The sequence below is a fragment of the Pseudomonas sp. LS1212 genome (genome assembly GCF_024741815.1).
Taxonomy (GTDB): domain Bacteria; phylum Pseudomonadota; class Gammaproteobacteria; order Pseudomonadales; family Pseudomonadaceae; genus Aquipseudomonas.
Genome location: NZ_CP102951.1, coordinates 2,553,980 through 2,576,141, shown reverse-complemented (window position 1 = coordinate 2,576,141; position 22,162 = coordinate 2,553,980). Strand labels below are relative to the sequence as shown.

The 22,162-nt window shown below is 57.8% G+C and carries 29 protein-coding genes and 1 pseudogene; 17 read left to right on the top strand and 13 right to left on the bottom strand.

Translation table 11 applies throughout. The features are described 5' to 3' along the window. Nucleotides 1–51: 51 nt before the first annotated feature. The 4 genes from NVV94_RS12225 to NVV94_RS12210 form a co-directional block, all read right to left on the bottom strand. Nucleotides 52–675, bottom strand: a complete 624-nt coding sequence (locus NVV94_RS12225; RefSeq protein ID WP_258447384.1) for a malonic semialdehyde reductase — start codon at nucleotides 673–675, stop codon at nucleotides 52–54. Nucleotides 676–723: 48 nt separating this feature from the next. Beyond that, nucleotides 724–1,689: a 2,4,5-trihydroxytoluene oxygenase gene (locus tag NVV94_RS12220; protein WP_258447383.1), complete on the bottom strand. Its 966-nt coding sequence runs from the start codon at nucleotides 1,687–1,689 to the stop codon at nucleotides 724–726. Between the two features lie 146 nt (nucleotides 1,690–1,835). After that, the gene (locus NVV94_RS12215) at nucleotides 1,836–2,354 is read right to left on the bottom strand and encodes a fumarylacetoacetate hydrolase family protein (RefSeq protein WP_258447382.1); all 519 of its coding nucleotides are present in this window, start codon (nucleotides 2,352–2,354) and stop codon (nucleotides 1,836–1,838) included. Then, nucleotides 2,314–2,697 (bottom strand): hypothetical protein, encoded by a 384-nt coding sequence (locus tag NVV94_RS12210; protein ID WP_258447381.1) that lies wholly within the window; start codon nucleotides 2,695–2,697, stop codon nucleotides 2,314–2,316. Before NVV94_RS12210 ends, NVV94_RS12215 begins: the two co-directional genes overlap by 41 nt. 316 nt (nucleotides 2,698–3,013) lie before the next feature. Between NVV94_RS12210 and NVV94_RS12205 the strand changes: the two genes are divergently transcribed. Beyond that, nucleotides 3,014–3,583, top strand: coding sequence for a TetR/AcrR family transcriptional regulator (locus tag NVV94_RS12205; RefSeq protein WP_258447380.1), 570 nt, complete (start codon nucleotides 3,014–3,016; stop codon nucleotides 3,581–3,583). 43 nt (nucleotides 3,584–3,626) lie between these two features. Here NVV94_RS12205 and NVV94_RS12200 read toward each other — a convergent pair whose 3' ends face one another. From NVV94_RS12200 to NVV94_RS12185, 4 genes are all read right to left on the bottom strand, one after another. Further along, complete coding sequence (locus tag NVV94_RS12200) at nucleotides 3,627–4,577, bottom strand: pirin family protein (protein WP_258447379.1); 951 nt, start codon at nucleotides 4,575–4,577, stop codon at nucleotides 3,627–3,629. 11 nt (nucleotides 4,578–4,588) lie between these two features. Continuing rightward, entirely contained in the window at nucleotides 4,589–4,993 is a 405-nt protein-coding gene (locus NVV94_RS12195; protein WP_258447378.1) for an OsmC family protein, read from the bottom strand. A gap of 55 nt (nucleotides 4,994–5,048) precedes the next feature. Then, nucleotides 5,049–5,675 carry an isochorismate family cysteine hydrolase YcaC gene (gene ycaC, locus NVV94_RS12190; RefSeq protein WP_258447377.1) on the bottom strand — a complete coding sequence of 209 codons (627 nt, stop codon included), beginning with the start codon at nucleotides 5,673–5,675 and terminating at the stop codon, nucleotides 5,049–5,051. 75 nt (nucleotides 5,676–5,750) lie between these two features. Then, nucleotides 5,751–6,371, bottom strand: coding sequence for an isochorismatase family protein (locus NVV94_RS12185; protein ID WP_258447376.1), 621 nt, complete (start codon nucleotides 6,369–6,371; stop codon nucleotides 5,751–5,753). 222 nt (nucleotides 6,372–6,593) lie between these two features. Here NVV94_RS12185 and NVV94_RS12180 point away from each other — a divergent pair, with 222 nt between their 5' ends. From NVV94_RS12180 to NVV94_RS12165, 4 genes are all read left to right on the top strand, one after another. Continuing rightward, a complete protein-coding gene (locus NVV94_RS12180) occupies nucleotides 6,594–7,808 on the top strand; it encodes an integrase arm-type DNA-binding domain-containing protein (protein ID WP_258447375.1) in 1,215 nt (404 codons plus the stop codon). A 159-nt stretch (nucleotides 7,809–7,967) separates the two neighbouring features. Next, nucleotides 7,968–8,264, top strand: coding sequence for an AlpA family transcriptional regulator (locus tag NVV94_RS12175; protein WP_258447374.1), 297 nt, complete (start codon nucleotides 7,968–7,970; stop codon nucleotides 8,262–8,264). Between the two features lie 2 nt (nucleotides 8,265–8,266). Continuing rightward, on the top strand, nucleotides 8,267–10,915 hold the full coding sequence (locus tag NVV94_RS12170) for a YfjI family protein (RefSeq protein WP_258447373.1): 2,649 nt from the start codon (nucleotides 8,267–8,269) through the stop codon (nucleotides 10,913–10,915). 337 nt (nucleotides 10,916–11,252) lie between these two features. Then, nucleotides 11,253–11,558 carry a hypothetical protein gene (locus tag NVV94_RS12165; RefSeq protein ID WP_258447372.1) on the top strand — a complete coding sequence of 102 codons (306 nt, stop codon included), beginning with the start codon at nucleotides 11,253–11,255 and terminating at the stop codon, nucleotides 11,556–11,558. An 86-nt stretch (nucleotides 11,559–11,644) separates the two neighbouring features. On the opposite strand, the gene NVV94_RS12160 is transcribed toward NVV94_RS12165, so the two are convergent. Then, nucleotides 11,645–11,941: a hypothetical protein gene (locus tag NVV94_RS12160; RefSeq protein WP_258447371.1), complete on the bottom strand. Its 297-nt coding sequence runs from the start codon at nucleotides 11,939–11,941 to the stop codon at nucleotides 11,645–11,647. Between the two features lie 483 nt (nucleotides 11,942–12,424). Here NVV94_RS12160 and NVV94_RS12155 point away from each other — a divergent pair, with 483 nt between their 5' ends. Next, nucleotides 12,425–12,823 carry a hypothetical protein gene (locus NVV94_RS12155; RefSeq protein ID WP_258447370.1) on the top strand — a complete coding sequence of 133 codons (399 nt, stop codon included), beginning with the start codon at nucleotides 12,425–12,427 and terminating at the stop codon, nucleotides 12,821–12,823. A 43-nt stretch (nucleotides 12,824–12,866) separates the two neighbouring features. On the opposite strand, the pseudogene NVV94_RS26885 reads toward NVV94_RS12155, so the two are convergent. Next, a pseudogene (locus tag NVV94_RS26885) lies at nucleotides 12,867–12,944 on the bottom strand (hypothetical protein); the annotation flags it as partial. Between NVV94_RS26885 and NVV94_RS12150 the strand changes: the two are divergent. Genes NVV94_RS12150 through NVV94_RS12110 form a run of 9 tightly spaced genes read left to right on the top strand, consistent with a single transcriptional unit; the run spans nucleotide 12,906 to nucleotide 17,145 of the window. Further along, nucleotides 12,906–13,385: a hypothetical protein gene (locus NVV94_RS12150; protein WP_258447369.1), complete on the top strand. Its 480-nt coding sequence runs from the start codon at nucleotides 12,906–12,908 to the stop codon at nucleotides 13,383–13,385. The pseudogene NVV94_RS26885 and the gene NVV94_RS12150 overlap by 39 nt on opposite strands. 6 nt (nucleotides 13,386–13,391) lie before the next feature. Further along, the gene (locus NVV94_RS12145) at nucleotides 13,392–13,865 is read left to right on the top strand and encodes a hypothetical protein (protein WP_258447368.1); all 474 of its coding nucleotides are present in this window, start codon (nucleotides 13,392–13,394) and stop codon (nucleotides 13,863–13,865) included. Further along, a complete protein-coding gene (locus NVV94_RS12140) occupies nucleotides 13,862–14,293 on the top strand; it encodes a hypothetical protein (RefSeq protein ID WP_258447367.1) in 432 nt (143 codons plus the stop codon). Before NVV94_RS12145 ends, NVV94_RS12140 begins: the two co-directional genes overlap by 4 nt. Further along, a complete protein-coding gene (locus NVV94_RS12135; RefSeq protein WP_258447366.1) occupies nucleotides 14,290–15,213 on the top strand; it encodes a hypothetical protein in 924 nt (307 codons plus the stop codon). The genes NVV94_RS12140 and NVV94_RS12135 overlap by 4 nt, the downstream gene beginning before the upstream one ends. 3 nt (nucleotides 15,214–15,216) lie before the next feature. Next, nucleotides 15,217–15,597, top strand: a complete 381-nt coding sequence (locus NVV94_RS12130) for a hypothetical protein (protein WP_258447365.1) — start codon at nucleotides 15,217–15,219, stop codon at nucleotides 15,595–15,597. Nucleotides 15,598–15,608: 11 nt separating this feature from the next. Next, nucleotides 15,609–15,794, top strand: a complete 186-nt coding sequence (locus NVV94_RS12125; RefSeq protein ID WP_258447364.1) for a hypothetical protein — start codon at nucleotides 15,609–15,611, stop codon at nucleotides 15,792–15,794. Beyond that, nucleotides 15,791–16,309, top strand: a complete 519-nt coding sequence (locus NVV94_RS12120; RefSeq protein ID WP_258447363.1) for a hypothetical protein — start codon at nucleotides 15,791–15,793, stop codon at nucleotides 16,307–16,309. Before NVV94_RS12125 ends, NVV94_RS12120 begins: the two co-directional genes overlap by 4 nt. An 11-nt stretch (nucleotides 16,310–16,320) precedes the next feature. Further along, nucleotides 16,321–16,503 carry a hypothetical protein gene (locus NVV94_RS12115; protein WP_258447362.1) on the top strand — a complete coding sequence of 61 codons (183 nt, stop codon included), beginning with the start codon at nucleotides 16,321–16,323 and terminating at the stop codon, nucleotides 16,501–16,503. Next, a complete protein-coding gene (locus NVV94_RS12110) occupies nucleotides 16,504–17,145 on the top strand; it encodes a hypothetical protein (protein ID WP_258447361.1) in 642 nt (213 codons plus the stop codon). Here the strand turns inward: NVV94_RS12110 and NVV94_RS12105 are convergent. Further along, the gene (locus NVV94_RS12105) at nucleotides 17,142–17,312 is read right to left on the bottom strand and encodes a hypothetical protein (RefSeq protein ID WP_258447360.1); all 171 of its coding nucleotides are present in this window, start codon (nucleotides 17,310–17,312) and stop codon (nucleotides 17,142–17,144) included. The two genes, NVV94_RS12110 and NVV94_RS12105, sit on opposite strands and share 4 nt — an antisense overlap. Between NVV94_RS12105 and NVV94_RS26880 the strand changes: the two genes are divergently transcribed. Both NVV94_RS26880 and NVV94_RS12100 read left to right on the top strand, forming a co-directional pair. Next, nucleotides 17,230–17,487 carry a pirin-like C-terminal cupin domain-containing protein gene (locus NVV94_RS26880; protein ID WP_408733467.1) on the top strand — a complete coding sequence of 86 codons (258 nt, stop codon included), beginning with the start codon at nucleotides 17,230–17,232 and terminating at the stop codon, nucleotides 17,485–17,487. The genes NVV94_RS12105 and NVV94_RS26880 overlap by 83 nt on opposite strands. Before the next feature lie 78 nt (nucleotides 17,488–17,565). Then, nucleotides 17,566–18,246 carry a hydrolase gene (locus NVV94_RS12100; RefSeq protein WP_258447359.1) on the top strand — a complete coding sequence of 227 codons (681 nt, stop codon included), beginning with the start codon at nucleotides 17,566–17,568 and terminating at the stop codon, nucleotides 18,244–18,246. A gap of 507 nt (nucleotides 18,247–18,753) precedes the next feature. Here NVV94_RS12100 and NVV94_RS12095 read toward each other — a convergent pair. Both NVV94_RS12095 and NVV94_RS12090 read right to left on the bottom strand, forming a co-directional pair. Beyond that, entirely contained in the window at nucleotides 18,754–20,157 is a 1,404-nt protein-coding gene (locus NVV94_RS12095) for a PLP-dependent aminotransferase family protein (RefSeq protein ID WP_258447358.1), read from the bottom strand. After that, on the bottom strand, nucleotides 20,157–21,641 hold the full coding sequence (locus tag NVV94_RS12090) for a hypothetical protein (RefSeq protein ID WP_258447357.1): 1,485 nt from the start codon (nucleotides 21,639–21,641) through the stop codon (nucleotides 20,157–20,159). Before NVV94_RS12090 ends, NVV94_RS12095 begins: the two co-directional genes overlap by 1 nt. Nucleotides 21,642–22,162: the final 521 nt, after the last annotated feature.

Below are 22,162 nucleotides of genomic sequence, written 5' to 3'. Positions count from 1 at the left end.
CGGCATGCCGCCTTCATCTGTCGGCTGGGGGTCAGTCACATGATTACTGGGTTATAAAAGTACGCAGGCCTCGTCAAAGTCCAGGCGCGGACTTCGTGCGAATACTTTGCTGGGATCGCCATATCCCAGGTTGCAGATAAAGTTCGACTTGATCTGCATGTCTGCAAAACAGTCTCGCAACGATCGTTGCTGCGGGAAAAACTCGTTATCCACCCTGGCATGTTCAAACCCAGACATCGGCCCGCAATCGAGGCCCAGGGCACGCGCCGCCAGAATGAAGTAGGCGCCCTGCATCGAGCTGTTGCGCAACGCAGTGGCTTCGATCAATTCAGGCTGTTCGAGGACCCACTCGCGCACGCCGGGATGGTGGGGAAACAATTTGGGCAACTGATCATAGAAGGCCATGTCGTAGCCGATGACCGCCGTGACCGGCGCGCTCAGGGTCTTTTCCACATTCCCGGCACTCAATGCCGGCAGCAACCGTTGCTTGGCCTGGGGCGTGCGCAAGAACACGATCCTGGCCGGGCAACTGTTGGCACTGGTCGGCCCCCAACGCACCAGGTCGTACAGCGTTTTAAGGGTTTCATCGCGCACGGGTTTGTCGAGCCAGCCGTTCTGGCTACGGGCCTTGCGAAACAATAAATCCAGACAGTGATCGTTCACCGGTTCGTTCATTGTATCTCTCCTGTCGTTAACACTGAGCCATTGCAACGTTGAACCCGGTCAGCGCCGGGCGTTGCGCTCGATCTCGCAGACCCCGCCGAGAAAGTTCTCCACCGACATCTGGGGCCCCCACTGGTACAGGCTGGAGTCGCAGGAGGCGGTATAACCCAGAGGAGAATGCTGGTTGTACTGATCGCCATCGGTGAAGTGCTCGATGATGTTGCCGGACGGATCCAGCCAGTAATCGAAGATCTGACTACCCAGCAAATGCCTGCCCACGCCCCAGAACGGCGACCAGCCTTGCGCGACCATCCAGTGGTGACCCTGGCATTGGGCATCGAAGTCCTGCACTTCGAAGGAGGCGTGGTGAATGCGGTCTTCATCGGCGGTGAACAAGGCAATGGTGTGATGATCGGTCCACTCACTGCCGCGGTTGATGCGCAGGAAGGCTGCGACAGGATTGTCCTTGCCTCCTTCCACGACCAGGTCCGAGGGCAGCAGGCCCAAGGTGCGCGTGTACCACTCCAGGTTTGTATGCAGGTCCCGGACGCCGATCGCTGCATGACCGATGCGCAAGACTTGCGCCGGCCCCTTGGGCGGCCGTTGTGCGACACCCAGCCGACGCTTTTCGATGGCCGTGTTGTGAGTCAGTCCCGGGCGGATCGACAAGGGCTGCACCGGTTCGATGCCATGGACCAGGTCGATGCGCCGGCCAGCCGGGTCTGTCAGCGAAACTCGCTGCCCACCTCCTGGCCCCTCAAGCGCTTCGATCCGAGAAGCCCCCGGCAATCGGCTTGCCTGCTCGAGGTCGGCCATCCCTTTTACGGCAAAGGCAATGGCGCCAAAGCTGGCGCGCTCGGCACGCTCGGCGACATACACATAGGGCAATGAGCCGGCCCCTCGCATATAAAGATGTTGCTCGGTGCGCTGGGCGACGACCAGCCCGAAATCGGTCAGAAATCTTTCAATCACATCCAGGTCAGGATGGCAGTACACGACATGGTTAATGTCTTCAAGCTGGAGCACGGCAGTTCCTCCTCTGCCCTACCCCCGGTACACGCATCCGGGGGTGGGTCAGGCAACACACAGTTCAGGCGCCGGTCACCAGGGCGTGGGGTTGCGCCGCACGGCCATGGCGGTGACGCGTTCGAGTGAATGGCAGTCGCGTGGGCTTAGGCCGGATGAGTCTCGTCGGCGATGGCATTGCTCAAGGTACCAAGTCCCTCGATCTCCACGGTGCAGAGGTCGCCCGGTTTCATGAACAATGGAGGACGACGGGCCCAACCGATGCCGGCCGGAGTTCCGGTGACGATGACGTCGCCGGGTTCGAGTGTCACCGCCTCGCTGAGGATGGCAATTATGTCGGCGACGCTGAAGATCATGTCGGCAGTATTGCACTGCTGGACCACCTGGCCGTTCAGCCGCGTGACCAGGCCTAGCCCTGCTGCACCTGGCGGCAGTTCGTCGGCACTGACGAAGGACGGACCGAAGGCACCCGTTGCGTCGAAGTTTTTACCGATCGTCCATTGCGGCGACTTGAACTGATAGTCCCGTACCGAAGCTTCATTGAATATGGAATATCCGGCGACATGTTCGAGCGCGCGCTCCTTGGCAATGTGTCGTCCTCCCACGCCGATGATCACGGCCAACTCACCTTCGAAGTCGAGCTGCTCGGAGACACGCGGACGCACGATGGCGCTGTCGTGACCGATTAAGGTTGAGGCCGGGAAAGAAGGTGGGGTAAGCGGGCTGCTCGTAAGGGCTCTCCTTGGTGTGATCGGCGTAGTTGAGGCCTACGCAGACGATCTTCGACGGGCGTTCGATCGGAGGGAGCAAGGTGATAGCGGCCTGGTCGATCAACCGCGCGTCGCGCAGCTGCCGGTACGCCGCCTTTAGCGCTGTCGGCCCTGCCGTCAGCAAATCGTGGAGGCTACCCGGATAACCGGGCTCGTTCTCCAACAGCCCTCTGAGCACGCCAGCCTCTTCCACAGCCAGGCCCTTGTGGCTGTTTTCCATGAATCGCACGAAACGCATGAGTACTACCTCTGTTGTTTTTATGGTTAGGCATTACGGTACGGTACGTTACCGTACCCTTTCGACAAAACTAATCCTCCCAGGCAGGCGCTGTCAATCCCTGCTCAAGAGGTTTTTGTGCTTTATCGAGGAGGTTTTATTCTGTTGGCGACTTGGAAGGACACTGGTCAGCGCGAGTGTTGATCGTTAGTCTACGAAGGTTTCTGCGCGCAGCAGAACTCACCCGTACCGTACCTAACCTTTGAAAGACGACTCCTTCATGCAGCGGCCCAGACAAGTAGAAAAACGCCAAGCCATTCTCCACACGGCGAGCGAAATGTTCCTTGAGGACGGCTATGCCGGCGTCAGCGTGGACGGGATCATTGCCAGGATCGGTGGCTCCAAGCGTACGATCTATGCCTATTTCGGTGACAAGGACGGGCTATTTGCTGCGATCATCGAGCACCTCTGCGCCGAGAACGTCACCCCCCTCACCCACCTGGACCTGAAACGATTGCCATTGGGCGAAGCGTTGTCGACGATTGCCTATAAGTTCATCGGGGTGGTGTTGGCGCCGAGGACCCTTGCGCTGCATCGACTGGTGGTTGCCGAGGCGCCACGCGCCCCGGAAGCGGCGCGGTCGTTCTTCGCCGCAGCGCCGGCCACGGCCTATCGGTGCCTGGCCGAGTACTTCACCTGGGCCGACGGCGCGGGCTTGATCACGCCTGGCGACGCTCACACCCGCGCAGTGTTTTTCCTCGACGGATTGACAGGCGATCTTCAGTTGCGCTGCCTGCTGGGGCTGCTGGATATCCCCTCGCAGGCCGAACAAGACCGCCTGATCGAAGAGGCCATCGCCATTTTCATGAAAGGCATCGCCACACCCGATCAGACTGCAACCCTTTGATCGACGCCGCCGCTGCGGCAATGAGCAGCAAAAAATCGACGACTTACACCTGTCTCCAGGGCAGTTCCGGAGCGACCAGTCGAGGCCCGTCGTAACCGGCCACATCGCCAAAACGGTCGAGGTTGCGGTTGTTCCAGTCCTGCAGCGCCTCAGCCATTTCCCGCTTGTCATGGCCGACGAAGTTCCACCACATCAGGATTTCCTCGGCAAAAGGCTCGCCGCCCAGCAGCAGCAGCGCCCGGCAAGCCCCGGATGTTTGCAGCTGGACATCGTGCAGGCCGCGGCCCAGGTAGGCCAGTTCGTCGCTGGTAAAGGTTTGCCCGTTCACCTCCACGGCACCTTCGAGTATCAGCACGCCGTATTCGAAGGCCGGATCGAGAATGAGCCCGGTATCGACGGCGCCCTGGCTGGCCAGGTCGAGTCCCACCAGCGCTGAAAAGAGCCGGGTCGGTGCCGTTCTTCCGGCAAAGCTGCCGGCCAGCAGCGTGATCTGCAGCCCGTCCTGGGACCATACCGGCAGGTCGGGATAATGATCGAAGGCCGGCGTGCAATGCTTGTCCGATTCGGGCAAGGCAATCCACAACTGCGCCGCGTGCAAATGATGTTCGTCGAGCAGGGATTCTTCGGTATGGGTGATGCCCCGCCCGGCGGTCATGAGATTGACCTGCCCTGGCCGGATCACCTGGACGTTGCCCAGGCTGTCACGGTGCAGCACCTGGCCTTCGATCATCCAGGTGAAGGTCTGCAAGCCGATATGCGGGTGCGGCCCCACACGCAGGCCACCCCGACTTTGAAAAACCGCGGGGCCGGCATGATCGAGAAAACACCAGGCTCCAATCTTGCGACGCTGCCGCGACGGCATCACCCGGCTGACGGGAATGCCGCCACCGACCTCGGCCGTACGCGCGGTCACCCGTTGTATGACACGCAGTCCCTCCTCTATCGGACAGTCCGAAGAGGTCGACAAATGGCAGTGGGTTTCTTGATTGCTCATGGTCTGTTCTTTCAGGTCAGTTGGCTGTCGATCCGGATAGTCCCGCTCAGCAGCTTGTGCAGCGGGCAGACGTTGGCGACCTCCAGCAAACGCTGGCGCTGCTTGTCGTCGAGGTCCCCGTTCAAGGTAATCGAGCGCGATATCTCGGTATGGACTTCAGGTCGCCCTTCTTCCTTGAGGATACTCAATTGTACATCGATGCCCTTGAGCGGGATTTCCTTGCGCTGGGCATACATGGCCAAGGTGATGGCAGTGCAGGCGCCGAGCGCCGACAACAACAGTTGATGAGGATTGGGGCCCGAATCCTTGCCGCCCAATTGAGCACTTTCGTCTGCCAGCCATTGATGCACGCCATCGCTCAGCTCCACTTGATAAGGGATGCCGTCCTGTACCGCTCGAACAATGGACCCACTCATGAACTCACTCCTTTGCGTCAAAGGCTGATCAACCGACCAGCCCCTGACGAGCGTTTTACTTGCCTGCGGTCAGTGTGCTGTAGCTGGTGATCAGGTTGCGGTAATCCGGAATGTGGTTGGAGAACAGCGTGCCCAACCCTTCCACATCGTTGCGCCAGTCGCGATGCAGTTCGCAGGCCAGGCCGAACCAGGTCATCAGCTGTGCACCGGCTTCGGACATGCGGTTCCAGGCCGAATGCCGGGTGATTTCATTGAAGGTGCCCGAGGCGTCGGTCACCACGAATACGTCGTAGCCCGCCTCGATCGCCGACAGCGCCGGGAACGCCACGCACACCTCGGTGACGACGCCCGCGATGATCAATTGTTTCTTGCCGGTCGCCTTGATCGCCTTGACGAAATCTTCGTTATCCCAGGCATTGATCTGGCCCGGCCGGGCGATGTACGGCGCATCAGGGAACTGTGCCTTCAACTCCGGTACCAGCGGACCGTTCGGGCCGTTCTCGAAACTGGTGGTCAGAATGGTCGGCAGCTTGAAGTACTTGGCAAGGTCGGCCAATGCCAACACGTTGTTCTTGAACTTGTCCGGCTCGATATCGCGAACCAGCGACAGCAGGCCGGTCTGGTGATCGACCAACAATACGGCCGCTTGATCCTTGTCGAGACGTTTGTAGGCTGTGGACATTTTCATTCTCCTTTAGGTCATGGGAACCGTCTGGCGCCCATCGAAACGGATCGGTTTCACCCGGTTGGACAGCGCTTATTTACGTTGCGAATCAAGCTCTTCGTGGTTGTTCGCGACCTCCTGAGCCTTGATGTAACTTTCGATGAGCAACTGGTAGTGAGGCATGGCCTGGGTATAGACCTTAGCCCACTCCTGCGCATCTGGCCGGTTCCACGAACCTTGCAGTTCCGAGAGGGTCGCCATGATGTCGATCGGCACCGCGCCAGCCTGCGCCAGGCGCGCAATGGTCAGCTCAGTGGCCAGTTTCGAATGGTTGCCGCTGGCATCGACCACGGCGAACACCTTGTAGCCGGCGTGCACTGCACTGATGGAGGGGAATGCCAGGCAGACGCTGGTCAAGGTGCCGGCGATCACCAGGGTTTTCTTGCCGGTGGCTTCTACGGCCGCGACAAATTCGGGGTTGTCCCAGGCATTGATTTCACCGCGACGGGCAACGTACTGCGCATGCGGCGCGGCTTCCTGGATCTCGGGAATCAACGGGCCATTCGGGCCCTGCGGTACGGAGGCGGTGGTAATGACAGGGATGTTCAACAGCCTGGCGGCCTTGGCCAGGGCAATTGCATTCGCTCGAAGTTGCGGGACCTCAATATCCTTCACGATCTGGAACAAGCCACTTTGATGGTCGATCAGCAACATGGCCGTGTCGGCCGGATCAATCGTTGGCTTTTGGCCATTGAAGTTGGCTGCATTAACGACAGTCGAAGTAGCCCATGAACGCTTGAGCTAGACGGCTGCAACCCTTGCCGCTGCTGGGTTACAGCCCTTTTTAGTGTCTAGGGTAATCCAGTTGAATCTAGTGGTATCTCACAGGCGACCGTGGTATTAATTGAGGCAGATACCACAGAAAGGGCTGCCGCCATGACCACGAAGCTGACTGATGTGAAATGCCGGAACGCTACCTGCCCTGACGGGCAGAAGATCCTCAAGCTCAGCGACGGCGATGGCGTATACCTGTGGGTCTTTGCTACCGGCGCCAAGTACTGGCGGTTCAGGTACTACATCGACGGCAAGGAAAAGCTGTTGGGCCTCGGTGCCTATCCGGCCACCAGCCTTGCCCAAGCCCGCAAGAAAGCCGATGGCATGCGCGAGACATTGAAGGCGGGCAAGGACCCGTCCTTGGTGAAGCAACAGCAGGTCCGCGATGACAGGCAGGCCAAGGCTGATACCTTCTCAGCCTTCGCCAAGGAATGGTACGAGAGCCGGGCACACCTATGGTCCACCAAGTATGCCCGCAACGTCTGGAGCGCCTTGGAGACCCATGCCTTCCCCCTCCTGGGCACGATGCCGGTCACAGCAATCGAGGCGCCGGACATTATCACCGTACTCAAAAAGGTCCAGGCCACGGGGGCTACCGCATTCGCCTTTCGGCTATTGGGTAGCATCCGCGCCATTCTCGACTTCGCCATCAACAACGGGAGGCTGGTGCACAACGTGGCCGTAGGCCGCGAAGGGGCATTGAAGATCCCCAAAACGAAAAACCGGGCGCATGTCAGCCAGAAAGAATTTCCCGAACTGGTCAAGAAAATCGCTACGTACAAGTTCCGCGAAACCCGGTTGGCGTTGCAATTGGTCATATTGGTTTTCACAAGGGCAAACGAATTGCTCCAGGCCGAATGGAGCGAATTCGATTTTAAAAATCTGTTGTGGGAAATCCCCAGTGAAAGGATGAAAAAAGACAAGCCGCTATTGGTGCCACTGAGTCCGCCAGTGGTGGACATTTTGCATGAATTGAAAGCCATGCATCCCACCAGCAAATTCATTCTGCCAGGGCGCGGAAAGCAAAAAGGTATTTCCAGTAATTCGCTATTAAATGCGCTGAAGTTTTTAGGTTACGGCGGTAAACAAACGGTACACGGATTCCGGCACATTGCTTCGACCTACCTGAATGAAGCCCGCGAGGGTGATCAGCAGATGTTCGATGCCGATGCCATCGAAGCGCAGTTGGCTCACATCGCTGGTGGCGTAAGAGGCGTCTACAACAAGGCCCGCTATCTGCCCGAAAGACGACGCCTGATGAACCACTGGGCCGACTACGTGTGCGGTTTGCTTGTAGCACGTGAGTGCCACCCTTGACCAGCAAAATCCAAGGGACTATAAATTCATTCAAGTAATTGGTACGGCATCCTCCCCATCCGGGGTTTGTTAAAAGCCGATCCACGTCTGTGGCGTCAGCTGTGACAGGCAGTTTCTGGAGACAGGCATTCTTTCCCTTAAATCAGGAGGAGTGCCGTCGTGGCTACTGCTTTCGATCCCATCAAGAACTTCGACGACCTGCCTAATTCGGCAATCGTCCGCCTGCCCGTCGTCATTGCCCTTGTCGGCATCTCCCGCGCCTCATGGTGGAACGGGATCAAGGACGGCATCTACCCTAAAGCCCTGCAAATCGCCCCGCGTTCGGTCGGCTGGCGGGTGGCCGACATTCGCGCCGTTCTCGCTGCCTGCTACGTCAGGACCGAACAGGACGCCAATGCCGCAAAAGCCGTTGCCGCCAAGGCAGCCAAGCGTGCCCTGCTGAGTGAGGGGGCATAACCATGGACGCAAAAGAAAACCCCGAGGCCGGGGATGAACCGGCGCAGGGGGCCAAGGGAAACGCACAACCTGATCGTAGTACCGAACTCGACACCGGGCAAGCGCCGGTCGAGTGCACCCCCGCGAGTGCGAGGAAGATTTCGCTGCGCACCGTTTGGCGCTTTGAGAGACTGATCCGCGCGGACAGAGACGTAGCACGAGCACTCTTGACGGAATTCGGGCTTAAGCAGCTGTGCGACCTTGAGGGCAAGGACGATGCCGGGTTTAACCGGCGGCTGGGTGAAGTGCGGGCCCTGATCCCCGAGAGGGAGCCCACTAGTACGCCGGGTTGCCTGACCCAAGATCAACCGCAGTTGGAAGGTACGGGCGGCCCTGCCGAGCAACCGCTTGGCTTTCTGAAGGGGCACCGCCAAGGCTGGCTACCTGACTGGTACGTGCAACTGGTCGCCATCGTGCCGGACGGGCCCATCACGGCGAAGGCTGTGCATCCCGACCAGATCGACGAACTGCTTCCATTCATCAAGCAGCACAACGGCAAGGCGAACCTGTATTTTGCCGTGAACCCGTTGATCCGTGATCCTGGCAAGAAGGCTAGTAAGGCCGACATTGCCGCGTTGTGTTATCACCACATCGATCACGATCCGCCGAAGGAGGCGTTGACGCCAGAGGCACACGCGGCATGGAAGCTGACGGCGCGGCAGTTGATCGCAGACGGGGGTCTGCCCGTGCCCAGCGAAGTGGTCGATAGTGGCAATGGTCTGGGGATCTTCTACCGGCTGAAGGAGCCGATCCTACACGATGGCAGCAACACCGACGAGCTGGAGTCGATCAACAAGCGGCTGGAGCTGGCCTTGGGCAGCGACCACTGCCACGACATCTGCCGCATCATGCGGCTACCCGGCACCCTCAACCTGCCTACTGCAAGCAAACTGAAGAAAGGCCGCGTAGTTGTGCCTGCGGCCCTGTTGGAACAGAACGACAAGACCTACGGCCCGGACGCCTTCGCCTTCCTGTCACAAGTCGATACGGCAAAGCCTACGGCCAAGGTCAAGGCCACGGCCAAGACGATCATGCCGACCCCCATAGCCACCAATGGCAGTCCACTCCCCCTGATCGGCCTGTCAACCGATCAGCAGGCTTTGGTCGAGGGCACCTTGCCGGAAGGCCAGCGTTCCGAGGTCATGTACGGTCTGCTGAATAAGTTGATTGACGGTGGGGCAGCATTGGCCGATGTGTTGACCACGGTCCTGCATACGCCGGGCTTATGGGCTTACTGCACCAGCAAAAGGCGTAACGAAGAAGAGGCGATGAAATTCGCAGAACGGGAAGTCAAGAAAGCCTACGCCGAGAGTTGGACTGGCCCGCGCGATGATCAGGGCTGCTTCGACACCCCGGTGAAATCCAGCAAGAAGCCAGCACCCGCTATCCGATTCCCGATGCCCTTCCGGGGTGTGATGGAAGGTGCCGTCAATGCGGTGCTAGAGGGCGCCCACAAGCCACAGGTCGAACTGACTACACTGGCGACCCTCATTGCCATGGCCTCTGGCTGTGGGGGCTACTTCGCCCTGCCCAACGGTGCGCGCTGTAACCTTTATGGTTGTGGCATTGCCGTGACCGGCGCGGGCAAGGACATTCCACTCAGGGCCGCCATGGCACTGGCTGGGCAGGCCGGTGCGGAAGTCAAAGGGCGAATGGCGTCAGGGCAGGGACTGGAAGAACTCCTCGAAGACTACCGGGGTCTGCTGATTGCAATCGATGAGGTCGCGCATTTCTTCTGCAACATGACCGGGAAAGGGGCACAGCCGTGGATGGTTGAACTGGCCGGGATCCTGCTGTCGCTGTTCTCGGCATCCAGCGGCAGCTACCCGACCCGCACCAAAGTCGGGGCGAAGGGGCGCCTCATCCAGCATCCAGCGGTGTCCTTGCTTGGCTTCGCCACCCCGGAAAAGCTGGGGGAAGCCCTCAAACTGGATAACATCGCGGATGGACTGCTGGGTCGGGACTTGTTCGTGCAAAGCAGGAGCGACCCTAAACCCCGGCGCTCGCTGAAGCCGATCCACATGCCCGACGTGGCCAAGACCGCCATGCTCAGGATGGAGACGGTGGCGGGGGACTTTGCCGCCGATAAAAAAGAAACCTTGATCACGATCAGCGACGAGGCCGATCAGGCCCTCGATGCCCTGCTGGAAGAGTTCCATCAACGTGGCCTGTCCACCTGCTCGCCTTTCGCCAAGGCCCTGCATGTGCGCAGCTACGAGAAGGCTGAACGGATCGCGGGAGTGTTGGCGGTTTACGACAACCACGTTTACCCCGTCATCACGATGGAACACGTGGCATGGGCGGCTGCCTTCGTGCGGGCCTCCGATGCGACGATTCTGGCCTTCGTCGGGGACTACATGCACTGCGGTGAGACACAGGCCAACGCCGCCATGCTGGTGGGCTTTCTCAAGGAAGGCCAGTTCACGCCCCTGCGGACTGCGGAAGATGACGCCCTCAAGGCCGGTTGGGTGCCGCGTTCGGTGCTTCTAAGGCGCGCCAAGATGTTGAACAGCAAGACCTTTGTCGAAGCCTTGATCTACCTCACGGACACCACGGCCATCGAACACAGGGCCGCAGATCAGGGCATTCCAGCGGTGCGGCTGTCTGAATAGGGCGATAGGGCGTTCCGGAACGGTCGGGAACGCTGGAAGCCACGGGCTAGAGCGGCTGGTGGGCTTTTTCGCCAAGGCTGTTCCGGCGCGTTCCCGGAACGCGCAAAGCCACAGGCTAGAGCCTTGGAATGGTAAAAAAAATATATGTTCCCGTACATCCACGCGTGGAGGATTTTTTCAAAGGTGACAATTTTTAAAAAAGGTTTTTTTTGGATGTGCACGCGATACCCCCCCGGAACGCGTGAAAAAATGTGCCACGGGGCCTTGCTGCACAAGGGTTTGCGCGTTCCCGGAACAGGCGGGAACGCACGGGAACGCGGGAACGCTGGAGGTAGTGATGAAAACAGGAACAAAGCTGGCGCACCCGAGCCAATGCCGAGAAGTCGGCCCCGGCGACCTTGACCGTTTGTTGCAACAGGGATGGGTCGAGTTGAAGGGGACGGTGAACCGGAACGCCCGCAAGCAGCGTGTATTCCGCCTGCGCCGTAAAGCACTAGGACAAAAACGCATTGCCGCATATCTGGATATGGCAGATGCAGAGGCTTTATTAGCTGCACGCCTGCCGGGTGAAACTGTTGCGCAATTGCTAATGCGGTTATTGCGCGCTAGTAGTGAAAACAGTAAGGCGGACATAGAGAAATAGAAAATTAGCAGATTACCGTTATGACGGGCCGAACGCCCAAGGTAGGCAGCTTTATGAGCGGAAAATTATACGAAGCACTTAAAGCTTTAACGGACAAACCGGGCGGAGACTTTATGGATGGGGTGACTTACTTGAGAAATGACGCCCCCGACGATATGCATCAAGCTTTTGTGCGTGCCCGGTGCGAAGAAAACCATTTGTTCAACCCGCGTCCCGAGTTCCCCAACCTTGCCGTCATAACCCGTACGGCTGTCGCGCTTGCGCCGCAGTTGCGGCGGATGCCTCACTCGCAGCGAGCGTTTTTTCTGCATAGGCACGTCAACCTGTTGTGTGAAGTGACCATCGAGCAGGTGGACGACGCCTTGGAGTTCATGCGGCGTCATTGCGGGCTCTAAAAACACATATGCCTGCTCTCCAAGCAGCGCATCTGAAGGCAGACAAGCCTATAAACACTGGACGCGGTGAATGATGGTTGTGGTAACAGGGCTGATTCCTACCACGAAGAGAGGGTAAATGATGGATGGATATACAGCGGAACGCGGGCACTCGAAACAGGTCCACCATGACCTGAAAGAACCCCTAAACGGATCTTTGATCCGCTGATTCCGGCCATAAAAACCCTGTGGTAGAGCGGTTCGGTGCCGATGGGGTTACAACCGGGCTACATGGAGGCCTGAAAACCCCCATAGACGGTTATGTGAAAGCTGTTTTTTTATATCGGAAAGACGTAAGGGTTTAGGTGGCCGACCTCGCAGGATGCGCTAAGAGACGCAACAACATGGTGAGCGCTACTACCCCTAGCTCCTAGATAGAGAAAGGCGCCCAGAAATGATCCTGCTGCCCGCTTGGGGCTTGAGGAGGTAGATGTGAAACTGACACACACTGAAATTCGTCGCCTGATCGACAAGGCGCAGAAGGGCGACCAGAAAGCCCTGTCTTTACTGGTTGAGTGGGGTTTGGACAGGCAGATGGAACTCTGCTCCGACGAGGCCCGTGCGCCTCTATTGGCTTGGCAGCGGGCGCAGGTGGAACTCCAGCGACTCCAGGCCATTGGCAACAGGAAGGCCCGGCTTGCCCGTGACTTCCGCACTGCCTTGATCGAGGCGCACATCGAAGACGTGATTCGCAGAAAGCGGGCTGCACTTGTAGACAAAAACCGCTGTGGCTGGACCAGTATCCTGATGAAGTTTTATGAACTGAATGGGCTTGACGCACCGGATATCCAAACCGTTCGTCGAGTTGCCTATGAGTTTAAAGGGTTCTAACTAACAAGCCGCACATCTGCTGCCATGCCGGTTCATGCTGAAGTCAAAATACCAAATACACCTGACTTTGGAGATACCCAACATGGCCAACAGCCCCAGCACTGAAACCGCAGAAGCCCCAGCGGAAAAGATCATCCCGTTGTACCGCAGCGCTATTACGTTCAACGAGAGCCGGAACAACGTTTGGTCCGCAGTGGTGCCGCGCAACACTTCAAAGGAAAGGCTGCTGCAATCAGGGCTTTGGAGTGTGGTATCCGATCAATTCAGACCCTTCGATAGAGTCAACGTGATTTATGAAGATCGCAGCGGCTATGCCGAACTGTTAGTGGTCGATGCCGGACGCGGGTTTTGCACTATGCAGTTACTGCACTTCTATCCATTACCAGCACTTCTCACCAGCACTGAAGGCCTTCCACCCGGCTTTTCAATTGACTACCGAGGGCCAGATCAGGAGTGCCAGTGGTGTGTAACGCGACTGGCTGACAATGTAATGATGGTACGCGGTAAACCTTCCCGCGATGCTGCATTAGCCGAACTGTTAGATTCAGCAACGCTGCGGTGATCGACCATGAAACTTGAAGATCAACTGATAGTGCTCGCCCATACCGCCTATTGCGCAAAGTTTTACATTGCCTTCCGTGGCAGTCTGGAAAAGCTAATAGAATTAATAGCTTACTCTATTGGTGAGGCTGCGCCAGATGCCGACCAGATCAGCGTATTTATACGCAAGGAAGAAACCCAACGGACATTAGAAGTGACTTACGAAACTGCACTGTGGCGATCAGCAGATAGAACTCAATCATGGCGTTTGATCTGCTTGGCAGTTACTGCTGATCCTGAAGTAGCCAAACGCTTATTGGCTAAACGGCCACCCAGCCCTGACTGCTGTGCTTATTGCCTTCAAGATGAACGTGGAGTCATGGAGGCATTAAAACCAGAACTGGACATTTATAATAACCCGATCCCCGGTGTCATGCTCCACCGGCAATGCTCCAGACCTTGGGGCTTGATGCGCGACCTTGTGGCGAGGGCTAAGTCATGACCGCAGCAGAAACCGAACTCTTACACATAATCGTCGCCCGCTTCAAAGGCAAGACCGGAATGTACTCGCCAAAACAATTCCTGCGCGCCGTCAAAGCCAAGGACGCGCTGGTGACGATTCAAAGCACGCATTTCCGCTATGTGCTCCTTGGTATGGGCATTGCCCTGTTTTACTCTCACTTCGACCCCTACATCCGCGTCGTCGATTTAACCGTGAAAAAACTCCCCCGCTATGTCTGGGGGGCGCACACCTGCCAGTTCTGCAACTTGTACGAAGAGGTCGAGCTTGATCTGGTGCCTGAGCTTGACGACAACGGCGAGTGGGTCGAAGGGCAAAACGTCCACTCGCTTTGCCGGAAGCCGCTAAGGCTTTTGCGTGAGGAATTGCGGCTAGTCAAGCTACAGAAACTGAAGGCTGAATTACTATGAGCACTGACATTGAGCTTTATGATAGCGGCGGCGAGCTAGCGCCTGTCGCACCGTCCCCGCTGGCGCCCATACAACCTGATTCGTGGGGAACAACCGACGTTGACCTGTTGTCACCAAGGGAGGTTGCCGACTTTCAAGGCGGCCAAACGATCTTTGGGCAAGCAGCCCCCCCCGGTGTAACTGCCCAACAAGTGCAGGCCGCAATCGGACAGCTGAGTGCTGTTTTTCTCTCGGATTTTTCCCAGCTTCAGCACAATGCGCGGCATATCCAGCAAGCCATTCAATGGTATCAGGATGCACTCGCTAATCCGCCACGGCCACAACGGCAACGCCACCGCTATAACCTTTTCGAGCATAAGTCCGACCCGATTTTCCAAGCCTTCGCCGATTTCGCCCACGACCACAACTTTAGCGCGAAGATGGTTCAGGACTGCTGCTGGTGGGTGTCGGAGGCGACGCGACGGATTAATGCGCAACAAGTTGGAGGCAGTGCTCCGGCGCAAGGAAGCGCACCCCCTTCTTATGAGGATCAGTTGACCGATGGCGAATGGCGCGAACTCGACCGGCGTAACGAACGCCTCAAGCTGAATACAGAAATCACCTTGCGCAAGCGTTGGGGCACTTCCTACGAATCGAATCTGCAAGTGGCGCAGGAATATTTGAACAATCTCCCGGCCAAGGATCAGGCGCACTTGAGCCAGATCAGCAATCAAGGGTCAATGTTGAACAGTGTGGAAGTGCTCGAACATTTGTTTAACAGCGCCATCGGTAGTGGTTCCCTGCCCACGTCAGGCGGTGCGATTGCCCAAGAGATCGCTGCAATCGAAAACGTGATGAAGACCGAGCGTAAAAAATATCTCGCTGACCCGCAACTGCAAGCGAGATATCGCGTATTGATTGATGCTCGGGATAAGAGGTGAATCATGGCAACCAGACCCATCCGCCCCAAACCATCCAGCCGCACATTTGCCACGGTGACGCTTTCCACAGCCGCATCTGGCGTTAGTGATAGCGTCAACGTTACCGGGCTGACCCTTAGCTGCGTTCAAATGTCCACGGCATGGGACTCGGCTGGTATTGGCTTTGAAACCAATGTGGATGGCAGTACCAGCTTTTTCCCGGTGCGCAATAGCGCTGGTGATTTTCTGGTTTTTCAGGCAGCGGCTAATCGAGTCGTCGCCTTTGACCCAGCCCAGTTCGCTGGCCTTCAACTGCTGAAGCTAACGAGTATAACGACGACGGGCGCGGCTGTGGCCCAAAGCAGTAACCGCGTTTTAAAACTTGGGCTAAGTGAATTTATATAGAGGTTAAAATCATGGACAACATTTCCGCTTCACATCCCCTTTGCCTTGAAGGTCGCCAAGTCCGCGATGAGTTGGTGGCAGCCGGTGGCGACGAAACACTCATCCGTAAATTTAACGATTTGCTAAACCTTCCGTTTTTGCACGGCGGGCAGGAAATCAAACTGCGCGGTTTGATTGCACAGGCGCGACTGAAATGAGCAATATCCTTAATCGGCCCCCGCCCCCGCGAAAGGAAGAACCAGCGCCTGCAAGTACGCATCCCGCGCTCGGCCGCCTGTTGTACCGGGCGCGGCAACTCGGCATCGAGCTACCGGATAAAGCCCCCGATCCTGTGGACGTTTCGGGTTTGGGTACGGCTATCCAGCAATTAATCGATGCAAGTGTGGCGGAGCGTATTGCTAAAGAACTGGAAAGGCAGCGGGAACAATCGTCCCATACGGAACGGATGATGCGGGAATTCAATGCACCGGCTCCACTACCGCCCACGCCAGCCAACGCTGGCGCCGGGCCCAGACTCGTTCCCGAAATGCAGTTCGTCCGCGATTCGGCGGGGCAGATTTTTCAGGTGAAATACAACAACGGTGCGGTATTGCAAGCCGTCCGCGACGGTGCCGGTAAAGTCATTGGCATGAAGGAAATCAGACCGCCCACAGTGCCACCGCCTACCCCTGACGCTGGACCGAACCCTTACCAGTTGGGTATACCGCAATAGGAGATCGAGCAATGGCAACCCTTACTTTTGACGGCGATCCCGTAGCCGAAGCCCGCGTACTGGTCATGGCGCTCGCTGAATGGCTAAAAGAGCAGCCCGAGCAGCCGCCCAGTTCTGGCAAGGCAGGGTTCAAATACGACACCACCGGCAAGCTGCAATGGATGGATGTGACACTGGATGAGGCGGTGGAATAAATGGCAACCCGTGGTCGAAAACCCGGTTGCGTCAAATCTGGCGGCAGGGTTAAAGGCAGCTTGGATAAAAACCAGCGGCAATTAATCGGCGGCGAAATCGCCAATGACATCTTGGCGGTGTACCAAGCCATGGGCGGTGCAGCCTTTCTCCTCGACTACGCCAAGACCAAACCCGAAGCCTTCATCCGCGACTGCCTGTCGCGGTTGATGCCGCCGATGGCACGCGATGATGCCGTCGATATCCAGACCAATGTGCAGATCAACATCGACACTGAATTTGAAGCCGCTCGCAGGATTGCTTTCGCTTTGTCCAAAGCCGCGTACGCGCGCAAGGACCAAGAGCCCGCCATCGATGTCCAGCCGACACCGCAGCAAGCCTGTGACCCGCACTGGCAGCGTCCTGATGCCATGCCCTTGCTACCCCCTGAACCCATGCCTGACCCCGAGCGCGAACGTTGGGCCAGTGAGCTACCACTGACCGATGAAGAGCGCGCCGACCAGAGACTGATTCGGCAGACCAAGGAAGCCAACCTGACAAACTACGTTGGTTCGAGTGCCGAGCAGTGTGGCCCCGGTCCTGTCCGGCCCAGCCCGGCACCGTCGATCACGATCAATGGGCAACGCTTCCGGAAACCGCGCTAGGTGAAATCCGGATCAATCGCAGGGCTATGCTGCGGCAGATTTTGCGTAGGGAACAACTCCAGTTGCACTGGTGCTTCCAGTTCGATGAGGCACCCGCTCACAAGGTCAAGGGCAGGATGGACAAATGCGTCTAGGCTTTCTTGGTCGATGATGATGGCGATGAGCATTTTGGTATCTCCACACTTAGCAGGTACTTGGCGAGCGCCCCTGCAAATGGGAAATCGGCGCCCTGTGATTGTAGCCTACGTGTTGGTGTGCCCCTTCGTCATGAACACGCAAGACGAGATCGTTCAGGCGATCAACGATTTCAACAGCGGGCGCTTTGGACAAATCGCCCATTGAGTTCCTTCATGGCGTCATGACGCTATGAGGGTTTTTTCGGCGGCCTGATCGTCGCCATCCCATCCGAGGAGAGTCCCCATGAGCACGCCTGCTAACTTTAACAACCAGAGACCTGCCATTGACCCATCCAACGCCGTCATGCTGCTGATCGATCACCAGAGTGGTCTGTTCCAGACAGTGGGCGATATGCCGATGCCCGAGCTACGCCTGCGCGCTGCGGCACTGGCCAAGATGGCAACGCTAGCCAAGATTCCGGTCATCACCACTGCCTCCGTACCGCAAGGCCCGAACGGCCCCCTGATCCCCGAGATTCATGAAAATGCTCCTCACGCCCAGTACGTGGCGCGCAAGGGTGAGATCAATGCCTGGGACAATCCGGATTTCGTGGCCGCAGTGAAAGCCACTGGCAAGAAGCAACTTATCATTGCCGGCACCATCACCAGCGTGTGCATGGCCTTCCCCGCCATCAGCGCCGTCCATGACGGTTATCAGGTCTTCGTCGTGGTGGATGCCTCGGGCACCTACACCAAGATGGCGCAGGAAATTACGCTCGCTCGTGTGGTCCAGGCTGGTGTAGTACCGATGGATACGGGCGCAGTCGCTTCTGAGCTGCAAAAAACCTGGAACCGAGACGATGCTCAGCAATGGGCTGAGGTTTACACCAAAATTTTCCCGGCCTACCAACTGCTGATCGAAAGTTACATGAAGGCGCAAGATGTGGTGAATAACAAGGAAGTGCTTGATTCACAGCGCAAGTAATCGTATCCGCTGTATCGCCCCCATCGAAGCGGTGGGGGCTTTTTTGTTGTGCGCCAGTGGCCATGCAGGCGGCCTATGATTTGTGGCAGGCCGAACACCGAGGGCAGCCCGATATCGTGCGCTTGATCGAAGCGGTGTCGTGACCCCAACGTAACCCCGACCCGAAACGCCAAGGGCCTGCATCGCTGCAAGCCCTGTGCCGAACCGTGGTATCTGTCCGTGGTACGACGAATGACACGATCCGCTGAAACCCGCTATCCACGTGGCCTGTAGGGGATTCATACGCTGCGTTAACGGAAGCGCTCATTTCCATCTCCTCGTGTATCAGCGAGGGCAGGCGGTCGATAAGCTCAGGCCTGCGCCCTCTCCAGTGTTCCATCGGTGCGACTGAATGTCGGCGCCAATGGGGCGGGAGATACACAGTAGTTCCTGAATTTTGCCTTCGGTAGTCGCCAGACTGAGCTGAAGAGTCTCAAAAATGGAACGATTCGAGGCCTCGGATTTTGCTCACTCCAGGCGTTCCTGGCGCAGCACCTCACTAATGGCCTGGAGCGCCCAAGTGAGATCCTGACGACCGTCCTGCGGGAAACCGAGGCGAAAATATTGCCGGTGCAACCCCTGCAAACTGAAAATTTCCCCCGGGGCGATGACTATCCTGCGCTCGAGCAAGCGCTCGAATACCCGCCGTGGCTCCACTGGCTCCACGACCCGGGTCCAGAGCCCGGCACCGCCCATGGGCAAGCTCAGATGCAGTTGTTCACCCAGATGCTCCTGGAGTTGCCGGGCCAGGCCATACAGGCATTCTTGCAGGTAGCGCCGCAATTGCTGCAGGTGAAGGTCTATCCGGCCCTTGCGATACAAGCGGGCGATGGCCCGCTGGCGAATGGGGGGCATGCGAAATGAACGCAACAGAAAGTGCCGCTGCAGTTGCGCGCTGAAATGCCGGGACAGCAGATAACCGTAGGGGGCTTCGGGGCCGACGATCTTCTCGAGCGAAGAAAACACCAGCAAGCGATCGGGATTGACCAGATCACGCAGTTTCTGCCCCGGCTCGTCGCCAAAACAGAACTCGCCATCCAGATCGTTTTCCAGCAGCCATGCCCCATGAAGCTCCAACAGCCGGGCAATGGCGCGCTTGTCCGATTCGGGCATCAGGCTGCCCTGGGGCGAACTCACGCCCGAACACAGCAACACCAGCCGCACCGGTTCGCTGCGCAGCAACCGCTTGAACTGTTCCAGGTCCAGGCGACCGGCCTGGCAAAGCGGTACTTCGATAATGCGCAGGCCAGCGGCCTGCAATACCCGCAGAATCATCCAGGAGCACGGCGACGAAACCAGCACGGTACTGCCGCGCAGCTCGAGCGCGCTCAACATGATCTCCAGCACCGCCCGTACATCGACGCCGATGTAAACGTCATCGGCGCACCAATAGTGCTGCGCCGAGCGGGTGTAACGTGCCGCCAGGGCTGCACGCAATTCAAGCTCGCCGCAAGGTTGCCGGATACTGCCCTGCCAGCGCGGATTCTGTCGCAGCAGTTCGCGCTCGAGCATCAACAGCGGGTTGTCCAGCGACATCAACGCCGTCGGCTCGACGCGACTCAACACCAGCATGTCCGGCCGATTGGCGTAATACTGCATCGTCTGCAGCATGTCCTTTTCATTCTGACAGACGCCCCGGCTACCGGGCGGCATGGCGAAATACCCGGATTTGGCGACCGAATAGATCCGCCCTTCGCTTTCCAGCAAGGAATAGGCGTATTGAATGGTTGAAATGGACACTTTCAAGCGCCGGGACAAATCACGCAATGACGGCAGTTTTTTCCGCGTTCCGGGTGCGACTTCGTTGACCAGGGTCGATAGGTAGCGATAGACCGCCTGGTAGGCGAAACCCGTTTTCCGTTGCCTGTTCATCAGCGACCGCAGACAAGCTCGAAGGCCGTTTTTCCAGTGCGCGGGTCATGCGCCTTGATGCGGCACTTGTCCGGGTCACTGGCACGCACACGGGCAATCAGCGAACTACGGTCGAGCCCGTCCGCCCTTTGCATGCGGTACAAACGCTGCAGCGCCTCTTGCGGCAAACCGCTGATATCCACCAGCCACTGCATCACCGGCTCAGGCGAAGCCTTGCCCTGCAGCGCCTTGTGCAGATACGGCAATGCGACCAGCATGCCTGGATGACAGTGGCGTAGAAAAGCTTCCAGGTCCCGCCCCTGGCTGACGAAGGGCGCGTGCAGCAGGCAAACCAGTTGTACCTCGCTCAAGCCATAGGCTTGTTGCGCAAAATCGGTCGCCAACTGGCGCCGCTGTTTCAAGCCAGCCTCGCCCCGGTAGGCAGCCAGGGCCTGCTCGATCAGTTCGGCGGGCATGCGCTTGCGTCGCATCATGGCCTCGGCCAGTTGCAGGTACTCGTCGATGCCCTCGCGATAACTGCGGTTCTGCAGGAACTGGGCACGCAGCCCACGCATATGGGCCATCAACAAGGGATTGGCACAATCGGATTCACTGAAGGCGAACGCAAGGTCGGCGTACCGGAACCCGAGAAACTCGGTGAGCAATGTGCTTTTCGCCGGGTTGGGCACATGAACCAGGTCATGAATCGACAAAAAGCGCGGTTCTATCGGCAGACTGGGTAAAGGGGCCGCGCCGATATGATTCTCGCCGTGGAGTTGCCGATAATATTCATGCCCCAAGGGCTCGAATTGCTCCAGCAAGGCCCCGTGCCGGGGGGCTGCCTCGGTGCGCAACAACCCGGCGTCACGCAAGGTACTCCTGCCCCAGGCCAGGTACCTTGCCTGCTCGGACGGCAGGTCGGCGCCCACTACCAGGTCGACGCCGCCTTCCCAGGCCATGATGCGTCGATAGAAATCCGCCAGGGACAAATAGCAGCTATTGCAAAACGAGGCGCGTGCCTGGCCGCCGGTCAGATGACCGGCCATCAGCAAGTCCATGCGATTGGATTTACAGGTGGCCGTTGAAAGGCGTGCATCGGCGTCAAAAGGCAATATCTGGCAATCATCGACCATCAGCACTTCAACCCGGGGGTCGTCATCGGCGAACAAGGCACGATAGCTACGCTGGATGTTCTCCATCACCGCAGAGGTGATGCCTGCGTGGCGACAGGTTGCCACGCGCAGGTCGAAGGTATCCGGCGCACGGGCCGCGATGCTCAATTGTGCAGCGCGCAGGAATGCCAGCGCGTGGGAGCTGTCCTTGCCACCCCCGTAAGCCAGCATGACTCTGAACCCGCCAATACGCTCGATCCCTCCGGCGGCCACGATCAGTCGCTGGATCAACAGTTGCAATGAAGTTTTCTGCGCAATGGAGAAATAGCTGAGCATCCGCTGCAATACCTGGTGGTATACGTTTTTCATGGCCTGATCGTGAGTCGTGCTCATAGCTTTTACCTGACATTCAATGACGGTCACGCTCGGCACGGCCAAGTAGCGCGACACAGATTAACGTTTGGCAGCAAACAGGGATCGCCGAACAACGCGCCAAGTACGCGTAACCGGGCAAACCACTCCCGTCAGGAGTGGTCGTCTTTTAATTGCGACATCCTAGGAATTTTCCAATAACTTCCTACAACTGTTTACCGGCGAATTCATCACAGATTAAACAGAAACTTTAAATCTTCTGTGTTCGCTCAAACCTGCACACACGCATGCCTTGACGGCAAGTACAGGGTTCGGAAAGCTCACCATCGAGCACTGAAAAACACGTAATACGAAGCGGATGTACGATCATGTCTCATTCCGTGAGAATACGGTGAGTGAGCTATTATCGGCACTTGTGCAGTGATTAAAAGATACAGAATCCAGCAAAAAACCAGTTCAGTTTTTCTTCAAATCCCAGGCAACATCAAGAAGAGAGACACAAGCCCCTATAAACCGCAAAAATAACCGAGGAATAGGTTTAT

Excerpts from the sequence above, each read along its gene's own strand:
- NVV94_RS12225 (WP_258447384.1), bottom strand. The coding sequence starts at position 675 with ATGAACGAACCGGTGAACGATCACTGTCTGGATTTATTGTTTCGCAAG.
- NVV94_RS12210 (WP_258447381.1), bottom strand. The coding sequence starts at position 2,697 with ATGCGTTTCGTGCGATTCATGGAAAACAGCCACAAGGGCCTGGCTGTG.
- NVV94_RS12205 (WP_258447380.1), top strand. The coding sequence starts at position 3,014 with ATGTTCCTTGAGGACGGCTATGCCGGCGTCAGCGTGGACGGGATCATT.
- NVV94_RS12200 (WP_258447379.1), bottom strand. The coding sequence starts at position 4,577 with ATGAGCAATCAAGAAACCCACTGCCATTTGTCGACCTCTTCGGACTGT.
- NVV94_RS12195 (WP_258447378.1), bottom strand. The coding sequence starts at position 4,993 with ATGAGTGGGTCCATTGTTCGAGCGGTACAGGACGGCATCCCTTATCAA.
- ycaC (WP_258447377.1), bottom strand. The coding sequence starts at position 5,675 with ATGTCCACAGCCTACAAACGTCTCGACAAGGATCAAGCGGCCGTATTG.
- NVV94_RS12185 (WP_258447376.1), bottom strand. The coding sequence starts at position 6,371 with ATGTTGCTGATCGACCATCAAAGTGGCTTGTTCCAGATCGTGAAGGAT.
- NVV94_RS12180 (WP_258447375.1), top strand. The coding sequence starts at position 6,594 with ATGACCACGAAGCTGACTGATGTGAAATGCCGGAACGCTACCTGCCCT.
- NVV94_RS12170 (WP_258447373.1), top strand. The coding sequence starts at position 8,267 with ATGGACGCAAAAGAAAACCCCGAGGCCGGGGATGAACCGGCGCAGGGG.
- NVV94_RS12165 (WP_258447372.1), top strand. The coding sequence starts at position 11,253 with ATGAAAACAGGAACAAAGCTGGCGCACCCGAGCCAATGCCGAGAAGTC.
- NVV94_RS12160 (WP_258447371.1), bottom strand. The coding sequence starts at position 11,941 with ATGACGCCGCATGAACTCCAAGGCGTCGTCCACCTGCTCGATGGTCAC.
- NVV94_RS12150 (WP_258447369.1), top strand. The coding sequence starts at position 12,906 with ATGGCCAACAGCCCCAGCACTGAAACCGCAGAAGCCCCAGCGGAAAAG.
- NVV94_RS12145 (WP_258447368.1), top strand. The coding sequence starts at position 13,392 with ATGAAACTTGAAGATCAACTGATAGTGCTCGCCCATACCGCCTATTGC.
- NVV94_RS12140 (WP_258447367.1), top strand. The coding sequence starts at position 13,862 with ATGACCGCAGCAGAAACCGAACTCTTACACATAATCGTCGCCCGCTTC.
- NVV94_RS12135 (WP_258447366.1), top strand. The coding sequence starts at position 14,290 with ATGAGCACTGACATTGAGCTTTATGATAGCGGCGGCGAGCTAGCGCCT.
- NVV94_RS12130 (WP_258447365.1), top strand. The coding sequence starts at position 15,217 with ATGGCAACCAGACCCATCCGCCCCAAACCATCCAGCCGCACATTTGCC.
- NVV94_RS12125 (WP_258447364.1), top strand. The coding sequence starts at position 15,609 with ATGGACAACATTTCCGCTTCACATCCCCTTTGCCTTGAAGGTCGCCAA.
- NVV94_RS12120 (WP_258447363.1), top strand. The coding sequence starts at position 15,791 with ATGAGCAATATCCTTAATCGGCCCCCGCCCCCGCGAAAGGAAGAACCA.
- NVV94_RS12115 (WP_258447362.1), top strand. The coding sequence starts at position 16,321 with ATGGCAACCCTTACTTTTGACGGCGATCCCGTAGCCGAAGCCCGCGTA.
- NVV94_RS12110 (WP_258447361.1), top strand. The coding sequence starts at position 16,504 with ATGGCAACCCGTGGTCGAAAACCCGGTTGCGTCAAATCTGGCGGCAGG.
- NVV94_RS26880 (WP_408733467.1), top strand. The coding sequence starts at position 17,230 with ATGAGGCACCCGCTCACAAGGTCAAGGGCAGGATGGACAAATGCGTCT.
- NVV94_RS12105 (WP_258447360.1), bottom strand. The coding sequence starts at position 17,312 with ATGCTCATCGCCATCATCATCGACCAAGAAAGCCTAGACGCATTTGTC.
- NVV94_RS12100 (WP_258447359.1), top strand. The coding sequence starts at position 17,566 with ATGAGCACGCCTGCTAACTTTAACAACCAGAGACCTGCCATTGACCCA.
- NVV94_RS12095 (WP_258447358.1), bottom strand. The coding sequence starts at position 20,157 with ATGAACAGGCAACGGAAAACGGGTTTCGCCTACCAGGCGGTCTATCGC.
- NVV94_RS12090 (WP_258447357.1), bottom strand. The coding sequence starts at position 21,641 with ATGAGCACGACTCACGATCAGGCCATGAAAAACGTATACCACCAGGTA.